The 9,396-nt window shown below is 45.0% G+C and carries 8 protein-coding genes; all 8 read left to right on the forward strand.

What is annotated here, in order from left to right; translation table 11 throughout:
- Positions 1-85 precede the first annotated feature (85 nt).
- Positions 86-1,063 carry a UDP-glucuronic acid decarboxylase family protein gene (locus HMPREF9441_RS02870; protein WP_008617792.1) on the forward strand — a complete coding sequence of 326 codons (978 nt, stop codon included), beginning with the start codon at positions 86-88 and terminating at the stop codon, positions 1,061-1,063.
- Complete coding sequence (glf, locus tag HMPREF9441_RS02875; RefSeq protein WP_008617793.1) at positions 1,060-2,181, forward strand: UDP-galactopyranose mutase; 1,122 nt, start codon at positions 1,060-1,062, stop codon at positions 2,179-2,181. Before HMPREF9441_RS02870 ends, glf begins: the two co-directional genes overlap by 4 nt.
- Positions 2,178-2,780: a hypothetical protein gene (locus HMPREF9441_RS02880; protein ID WP_008617794.1), complete on the forward strand. Its 603-nt coding sequence runs from the start codon at positions 2,178-2,180 to the stop codon at positions 2,778-2,780. The genes glf and HMPREF9441_RS02880 overlap by 4 nt, the downstream gene beginning before the upstream one ends.
- Complete coding sequence (locus tag HMPREF9441_RS02885; protein WP_008617795.1) at positions 2,777-4,396, forward strand: glycosyltransferase; 1,620 nt, start codon at positions 2,777-2,779, stop codon at positions 4,394-4,396. Before HMPREF9441_RS02880 ends, HMPREF9441_RS02885 begins: the two co-directional genes overlap by 4 nt.
- Positions 4,378-5,139, forward strand: coding sequence for a galactosyltransferase-related protein (locus HMPREF9441_RS02890; protein ID WP_008617797.1), 762 nt, complete (start codon positions 4,378-4,380; stop codon positions 5,137-5,139). The genes HMPREF9441_RS02885 and HMPREF9441_RS02890 overlap by 19 nt, the downstream gene beginning before the upstream one ends.
- Entirely contained in the window at positions 5,136-6,767 is a 1,632-nt protein-coding gene (locus HMPREF9441_RS02895; RefSeq protein ID WP_008617798.1) for a vitamin K epoxide reductase family protein, read from the forward strand. The genes HMPREF9441_RS02890 and HMPREF9441_RS02895 overlap by 4 nt, the downstream gene beginning before the upstream one ends.
- Before the next feature lie 24 nt (positions 6,768-6,791).
- Complete coding sequence (locus tag HMPREF9441_RS18300) at positions 6,792-7,031, forward strand: hypothetical protein (protein WP_009389727.1); 240 nt, start codon at positions 6,792-6,794, stop codon at positions 7,029-7,031.
- A 64-nt stretch (positions 7,032-7,095) separates the two neighbouring features.
- The coding region (locus tag HMPREF9441_RS02900; protein ID WP_008617803.1) for a hypothetical protein at positions 7,096-9,396 on the forward strand (2,301 nt) is incomplete at its 3' end.

A 9,396-nucleotide genomic window follows, 5' to 3' on the forward strand; every position in this document is an offset into this window, starting at 1 on the left:
GCCTTTAGAATTGCAGAAATATACTTTTATACTTGGAAAAAGTATGATTTGACATCTATATTTGAGCAAACTTAATCTTAAGGCCATGACAAAACAGGAATGGAAAACAAATCTTCGGGCGTTGGTCGTAGGTGGTGCAGGTTTCGTAGGCAGCCATCTTTGCCGGAGGCTTCTTCAATCAGGTTATGAGGAAGTCATTTGTGTGGATAATTTGCAAACCGGCAGGATAGCCAATGTGGCTGATTTGTTAGGCTCCCTTCATTTCAGTTTCTTTGAGCATGATATAGTAAACGAATGGCCTGTATCCGGGGCATTGCATGAGATTTACCATTTGGCCTGTCCGGCTTCTCCTGTGCAGTATCAAAAATCCCCGATACATACATTCAAGACTTCTGTCCTTGGCAGCATCCATCTTTTGGAACTTGCTAAAGAGAAAGGAGCAAGAATCTTGTTTACTTCCACCAGTGAAGTGTATGGCGATGCGCAAGTCTCGCCTCAAAATGAATCTTATTGGGGCAATGTGAATCCCTTCGGTGTCCGTAGCTGTTATGATGAGGGGAAGCGCGGTGCCGAGACCTTGTTCCACGACTATCATGAAGAATACGGTGTAGATACACGTATCATTCGCATATTCAATACATACGGGCCGCGGATGAGTGCGGAGGATGGCCGTGTGGTATCCAACTTCATTGTGCAGGCACTTCGCGGTGAGCCTTTGACTATCCATGGCGATGGCACCCAGACACGTTCGTTCCAGTATGTGAGTGATTTGATAGAAGCGATTGTCCGCACTATGCAGGACGGAGTACCGCATTGTCCCATCAATATAGGTAACCCTTACGAGATTTCGGTAAACGATTTGGCGGAACGGGTGTTACGCATGACCGGTTCCCGATCGTCTATTGTGTACAAACCTCTTCCCCAGGACGACCCATGTCGGCGGCGGCCAGATATTACATTGGCTGCATCCGTGCTGGGCGGGTGGAAGCCGGTGGTGGGTTTGGATGAAGGGCTGTCGCAGACTATAGCCTATTTCCGTCACCTTATAAATAAGGCGGTATGAAGCACGAATACGATTTTCTGGTAGTTGGTGCAGGCTTGTTCGGGGCTACATTTGCCTGTATGGCCAAGCAGCATGGCAAGAAATGTCTGGTCATCGACAAGCGTTCCCATTTGGGCGGTAATGTATATTGCGAAGATGCGGAAGGGATAACCGTACACAAATACGGCCCCCACATATTCCATACCCATGATGAAAAAGTGTGGAACTTTGTCAACCGGTTTGTATCTTTCAACCGGTTTACGTTAAATACCATAGCCAACTATAAAGGGAAGCTTTATAATTTACCATTCAACATGTACACCTTTTACCAAATGTGGGGTGTGACGCAACCCGAAGAGGCGCGGCGCATAATTGAATCGCAACGTAGGGAAGCGGTGATGGAAAATCCGGCTAATTTGGAAGAACAAGCTATATGTCTTGTGGGGCGTGATGTGTATGCGACCCTTATCAAGGGGTATACAGAGAAACAGTGGGGACGTGCGTGTACGGAATTGCCTGCATCGATTATCAAGCGTTTACCCGTGCGGTTTACGTTCGACAACAATTATTTTAACGACAGGTATCAAGGTATACCGGTGGAAGGGTACAATGTACTGATAAAAGGTTTGTTGGATGGCATCGAATGGCGTACAGGCTGCAATTACTTGGATGACAGGGCTTACTTTGACGGATTGGCGGATGAGATTGTTTACACGGGGCCGATAGACGAATATTTTGGATGGAGTTTGGGTTTTCTGGAATACCGTAGCCTGAGATTCGAACAAGAAATGTTACCTGTATCCAACTATCAGGGCAATGCCATTGTAAATTATACTGAGCGCACCGTGCCCTATACTCGTATCGTGGAACACAAGCATTTCGAGCCAGGTAACGGGGCGGTACTGTCTTTGCCTTATACCGTGGTCACTCGGGAATATCCGGCGGATTATACGCCCGGAAGTGAGGCGTATTACCCTGTGGACAACAAGCGGAATAGGGATTTGCATGCGGCTTATCAGGACATGGGGCGATGTAATGTGCCCCATACATGGTTTGCGGGGCGACTCGGCTCATATAAATATGTGGATATGGGGCAGGCCATATCGTCTGCTTTAAAATTTTCAAAGGCTTTATTATGAAAAAAGAGATGGATAAAATCGCGGATTATTTGTTGTTGCGGAGCAGCTATATGCAAGAACTCGGATTGTTTCATGGCAAAATGGGCGTGGTGGTCGCATTGTATCTGTATGCTGATGCTTATGGAGACGAGGTGATGCGTGAGTACGCATGGGAGTTGTTTCAGCAAGTGTATGATGGGGTGCATACCGATATGCCGGTAGGTTTGGAACGCGGTTTGGCCGGTATCGGTTATGGCACGACACTGCTTTGTAGACGCGGTTTGGTGGAATGTAGCTTGAATGACATCTTGGAAGACATAGACCGCAAGATTATGGAGCGTGATCCACGCAGGCTGACAGACATGTCTGTACGTTCGGGTGTGAGGGGATTGATGCTTTACCTTGACCTGCGCCAGAGCGTGGAGGCTGTGGCGACGTTCGACAGCCAGTATATGATGGAGTTGCAAGATACAGTGGCAAGGAACAATCTGCCTTGTCAGGCATTAGATGTCATGGACGTTTTGAACGAACCTACGTTTCCTGAAACGGAATATATCGAAAGGCCATTAGGTATAGACGGGGGATGTGCTTATTATATATTAAAATCCATACTGGTATGATGCACATATTCATCTTCAATAATGCGAGCCGTGCGGCCAATTATGGCATAGGCACTTATGTACGTTTGTTGTCGGACGGGCTTTTGGGACGTTCCGGTGTGAAAGTATCTTTTGTGGACCTGTTTTCGGACGTGAAAGAGTATTCGATTGCGGACGATGAACGCGGATGCCGTCACTATCAGGTTCCGGCTTTGTTTTCGGGTATGGAGAATGAGCCTTATTGCCGCAATGTGTTTTATTTTTTAGCCAGGCATATCAAGGCGGAGGATGATGAACGGTTGGTGTTCCATTTCAACTATTTCCAGCATAAGCCGCTTGCCTCTTTGCTGAAAGGGCAATACTTTGATTGCAGGATTGTTTTTACGGTGCACTATTTGGGGTGGTGTTTTGAGCTGAAAGGCAATAAGACCCGTTTCCGTGAACTGATAGCTGAAGAGTATCAGCCGAAAGATGACAAGGAAAGAGGCTTGTTGGCGAGCGTGGAAAACGAAAAAGAATTTCTGCATTTAGCTGACGAGGTCATTGTCTTGTCAAAAGATACACAACAGATTCTGGCTGAAGGCTATGGCGTTTCTTCGGATAAGATGCACTTGGTTTATAATGGTTTGGGGGATGGTTTATGTTTCGACAAAGATAAAAATGTAGGAAATGGCCGCATAATTCTGTTTGTCGGTCGTTTGGACGAGATTAAAGGGTTGAACTATTTGATTCATGCGTTCAGGCATATTGCAGACAAATATGCGGATATCCGTTTGGTGGTTGCCGGGGACGGGGATTTTCAACTTTATTTGTCGCAGTGCAGGGATTTGCAAGGTCGTGTCTCCTTTTTAGGGAAAGTGTCAAGCAGTGAGGTGGAGGACGTTTATCGGTCTGCATATATCGGCGTAATGCCTTCTTTTCATGAACAATGCAGCTATACGGCCATTGAGATGATGCGTCATAAAATACCTTTGATTGGTACGGATACAACTGGGTTGGCGGAGATGTTGGATGCCACACCGGAGTTGCGCGTATCCATTGATGAAGATAATATGATGGATGAGGAGTTTACGGAGCGTCTTGTGTCCTGTCTGAATTTGTTGTTGTCGGACGAGGATGCATATCAACGGGCGGCGGATGCCGTGGGCAAATTGTATGAAGCCCGTTATAAGGTGTCAGATATGGTGCATGCCACGTGCGGGGTGATGGAAAGTTCATGGGACAGGCCGGATTATACCGTGTCGCCCGATTATCTGAAACATATAGATTCCCGTATGATACAGTTGATAAACCAATGTCCCGACATAGATACGGATTTTTACGGGATGGGAGGAATCGGCGTATATTTATGGAAAAGGGTGTTGGATTTATGTGACAGGAAAGAAGGAGATTTCCAAGCTTCCCTGATACTGGAACATTTGATATACTATATGGATTGGGTACAGGATGTGGTTGGTTCGAGTCCTTTGCCTGTGGAATTGTGGGCCATGATACGAAGTATGGGACAACACGGTTTTTATAAGGCGTGTGTGAACGCGTTGCTCGTGCGGCAACCCGGTTCGGATACGCTTTTTCAGATGCCGTCAGATAGAGTTATAATACAAAATGCCTTAAAGATATGCAACTGCAAGATTTAAAATCACAGCTTACTTTTGTCTTTCCGGTACGCATAGATTGTGAAGAAAGACGGGAAAACCTCCGTGTCGTATTGAGGCAGCTCGATGGTTTAGGATGTCGCATGCTTGTATTGGAGGCCGATGCGGTGCCAGCCCTTGGAGATGAAGCTTGGCCGGATGGGGTGGAGTACACTTTCGTGGAAGATGCTTCTACGGTTTTTCATCGCACGCGGTATATCAATGAATTGTTGCGCATGGCCGGTACGGAGGTTGTAGGAGTATGGGATACGGATGTGTTGGTCGGTTACGCCCAGATTGGTGAAGCGGTGCAACGGATTCTTGAAGGATGCACCATTGCTTATCCCTATAACGGACAGTTTGTGATGCTTTCGGAACAAATGTCGGTGCATACAAGGAAAAAGCCGGATTTGGAATATTTGTGTTGCATGAGGTTGAGTTCTTTTTTGGGTCGCAGGTTATGCGGTGGTGCTTATTTGGTGCATCGTCAGCGTTATTTCCAATGTGGAGGAGAGAATGAACGCTTTACCGGTTGGGGACCTGAGGATGCGGAACGGATGCACCGTGTAAGGATACTCGGACACAAGGTGGCATGGACTCAGAGTGGGCAACTCTATCACCTGTATCATCCCCGTGGTGCGAGTTCCAGTTACCAGTCGAAAGACGATGCAGACCGGTTGAGACGGGAACTGGTGAAAATCTGCAGTATGGATAAAGAAACTCTGATAAGTTATCTGTTGAAATGAAAAATATATTGGAATCTTTTCTCGACGCTTTAGAGGTGCGCTATACAAAGCGGTATGTGCGGCGTTTGTACGAAGAACATCCGCATAGAGGCAATATGTACGGGCTGAAGCAGATGTTGGCAGTGTATGGCGTCAGGGCTTTGGGTGTATATATGGAGGACAAGGATTTGCTGAATCTCAGCTATCCCTGTATTTTCCATACGGGAAATGATTTTGTTATCGGTTTGGAGAGCAATGGGAGCCGGATTGTATTCTGGCAACAGGGGAAGAAGAAGACATCCACGCATGAAGCTTTCAAGTCGGATTGGACAGGCAATGTGTTGGTGGTGGAGGATTTGGAAAAGGCCGGTGAGCCGGATTTCAAAAAGCATCGGTGGGAAGATTTGCAGTTCGTGGCTCGATGTTTTTGTCTGCCAACCCTATTGGTGTTTGCTACAGGGATGGGATGCGTAAATAATTGGGGTGAGTTGTCTTTTCTCCATTGGTTTTGCATGTCGTTGGATCTGGTAGGCTTGTGCCTTTGTTTCATGCTTATGCAGAAACAGTTATTGGGCGAAAGCAAATATGGTGATAAGGTATGCTCATTTTTCCATCATGCTGATTGCAACAGCATATTGGAGGGGGCGTATGCCAAGATTTTTGGGGGCAGTTGGAGTGAAATCGGATTCGGTTATTTTATGGCGAATATCCTGTTGCTTTCGCTTTATCCATCAGGTATTGACGTGTTGTGTGTGGTGAATGGGTTGGCCATGTGTTACGGGGTGTGGAGCATCTATTATCAATGGCGTGTGGCTAAGAATTGGTGTGTGCTTTGTGTGTCAGTGCAGGCTGTGGTGTGGTGCATGGGCATCATGGCAGCTTGCCATATTCGGGGCATTTCATTGTCCGCCGAGGCTTGCTTGTGGTCGGCCATGGTTCTGGTAGCTTGTGTGATGCTTGTGCATCAATATGCCTTTTCGTATCAATCGGACAAAGAGCGCATCCGTATGGTGCAGCGATACAAGGGCTTGAAAGCCAATAGTGTTGTGGCCAAAGCTTTGATAGAAAGCAGTACCTATTACAAGGTTTCGGAAGAGGATTCTTCTGTCGTCTTCGGAAATAAAGAGGCTCACTTGCATATCACGGTTCTCAGCAATCCACATTGCAATCCGTGTGCAAGGTTACATAAAAGGGTAGAGGACATGCTAAAGTGGTATGGCGACGACCTTTGTGTGCAGTACATCTTCACGGCTTTCAGTGAAAAGGCGGAAGACAGTTGCCGATACCTTATTTCGTGTTACGACAAAGACAATCCGGAAGCCACACGCAAGATATATGGCGAATGGTATGCCGGAGGAAAGAATAGATATGAATCCATTGTGAAGGAGCATGCGGACAGTATTCATACGGACGAAGTGGAACAAGAGGTACAGAAGCATTTCCGGTGGTGCAAGGGACATGGATTTACGGCTACACCTACGGTATTGGTGAATGGTTATTTTTTGCCTCGCGAGTATGACATAGAGGATTTGGTGATGCTAACAAACTGTCAGATAGAATATCCAAGAAAAAATATTGTGCATGATATCAATGGCCGAAGCACTACGCCATTGGGAGCAGAGTCGCTCTCTGCGGAAGAGTCAGTGTGATTGTTAAACTTTCCAAACAGAAACATGATGAAGAAGCTTAAAAGATTTGCTTTGAATGATGCCAGGATGTTGTCCCGTGAAGAACTGGCTTCTATAGAAGGAATGAACTTTTGTGTAGTTGATGTTTGCTCAAGAGAAGGAGAATTATGTGTCTATGACCATGAATATAGTGGTTCGCACCAAGTTGTCACTGTTGGCACTTGTAAGGAGTTCTCTTATCAAAGGCCAGATGGTAGTTTGTTCTTTTATTTAGAATGCGTTTAATCATGTGAGATGTCGGTATCTATTTAGGATACCGGCATCTGTTTGAAAACTAAAGTTTTTAATTATGGATGTAGTTGAGATATATAAAAGATGCTTCTTGGCCTTATTCTTCATTTCCTTTTGGTCGTCTCATCAGGCTCAAACGGTTTCCCTTGTCGGACGTGTGGAGGATTTTTTTTTTAAAAAACCGTTGCCTAATGCCCTCATTTCTATATTTAGGGGTGACAGTACATTGGTTGCAGATTCGGTGAATGTTATGACTTATGCCGACCGTAATGGACGGCTGTTAGCTGCACAATATATGATACATGTGGATGCGAAGTATAAAATATATTTGGTTCGTTCCCGACTTCAAGGATATGACGAAGCATGGCAGCAGGTGAATATCACGGAAGCTCATTCGGAAGGTGGTACCGTGCAGGTTCCTATGTTGGAGATGCGTAAAATGAAGCAGATGGATTTGGATGAGGTGTTAGTAAAAGCCACGAGGGTCAAGATGTATTATAAAGGGGATACATTGGTATATGATGCCGATGCTTTCAAACTGCCGGATGGTTCGATGCTTGATGCCTTGATACGTCAGTTGCCGGGTGTGACGATGAATGACGGCGGAGAGATATTCGTCAATGGGCGTAAAGTGGAGGAGCTGCTTTTAGGCTCGCACACTTTTTTTCGTGGTAATAAGAAAGTGCTAATGGAGAATTTACCTTATTATACGGTGAAAGATGTGAAAGTATATGAGAAGCAGACAGACAAAAGTGAAGCACTTGGCCATGACGTGGAACCGCGACGTTTTGTGATGGATGTGAATTTGAGGAATGAATACAGTCAAGGATATATCGCCAATGTTGAGGCTTCTGGTGGAACAGAGAAACGTTATTTGGGACGTGCGTTCCTTTTGGCTTTTACCGATCGGTTTCGCTTTTCATTACTGGGTAATCTTAACAATGTGAATGAAACAAGACATGTAGGTGAAACTGGATATTGGTCTCCTAACACTTTGCCAAATCAGATTGTTACCACCCGTAGCGTGGCTACAGATTTCAATTATCATACAAAGGGTGATTGGTTGAAGGAAACTTTTAATGCCAGTTTTACCTCTTCATCCTATCAACAAGACATGTGTCAACGGCGTGAGCAATTTCTCGAAGGAAGTGTGCCTGTTTCCTTTACGGAATCATCGAATCGTTTGGGTAACCGAAAATGGAATTTGCACAACAGTCTGACATTAAAAAAGCCGGGTTATTTCAATATGGAGGCTGATTTCAATTATGCTAAGCTTGATGGTTCTTTTCATTCTGCTTTCGAGCAATGGGACGATACGCTGACCTCTGCAATGCGTACTGTGGGGATGAGCGAAGGTCAGACTTTAAATGGAAAGGTGAGTATTGATATGGCATTCAATGTCGGAAAAAATCAAGAATGTGAGAATGGGACGTGTTATCAGCGTTATATGAATCTTGGACTTACATTATTTCATGAGAATGACCAATCGGAACAAGCGAACCGTTACACAACTGAGATGTTTGTCAATCCTTTGTATGAGCGGCGTTATAACGTCAATGATTATAAGAAAAAAAATACAAGTGGTTATTTTTCATTGGGATACGTTACGAGGCCGTATAAAAATGTATCTTTACAAATTAACGAGCGGTTTGGTTATGTTTCACAGTATGTACATGATTACCTTTACCATCCGGACACATTAATGTTAACTTCCCAAATAGATGCGTTGGTTGCCATTACCGATCCAGGAAATTCTTATCGTGGTCATTCTAATATGATAGAGAATCGGATTGACATAGCTTTATTTACAGAAGCATCTTATAAAATAGGTTTACTTCCTATCCTTTACAGATCTTTGGAAGTAGGTGTAAGATTACCTGTCCAAAGCGAAAGACTCGACTATCAGCGTGGGGCACTTGATACATTGGTTTATCAGAAGAGCCTGTTTGCCAATCCTTGGGTTTCCTATCGTTATATGTCGCAAGACGGTAGGCGCGATTTCCGGTTTCGTATAGACCATTCACGTAATAGCCCTTATTTGTATGACCGTATTGACTATCGGGACGATAGCCAACCGTTGGTGGTGAAACTCGGTAATCCAAATTTGAAGGGTTCTGTCATTTCAACGGCCAATGCAGACTATACTGACCGAAAGGGGGACAACCAACAGCAATATCACCTTGGCATATCATTCCAATATTATCATCGTGATGTGGCACAATCTGTCACTTATAATCCGTTAAATGGAATTTATACTTATCGTCCTCTGAATGTGAGTGGGGCTTATATGTTGGGGGGTAAATTTGACATTTCACGTGCTTTGGATGAGAAGCGTTATTGGACATGGCAGATGAATGCA

The sequence above is a fragment of the Paraprevotella clara YIT 11840 genome (genome assembly GCF_000233955.1).
GTDB classification, from domain to species: domain Bacteria; phylum Bacteroidota; class Bacteroidia; order Bacteroidales; family Bacteroidaceae; genus Paraprevotella; species Paraprevotella clara.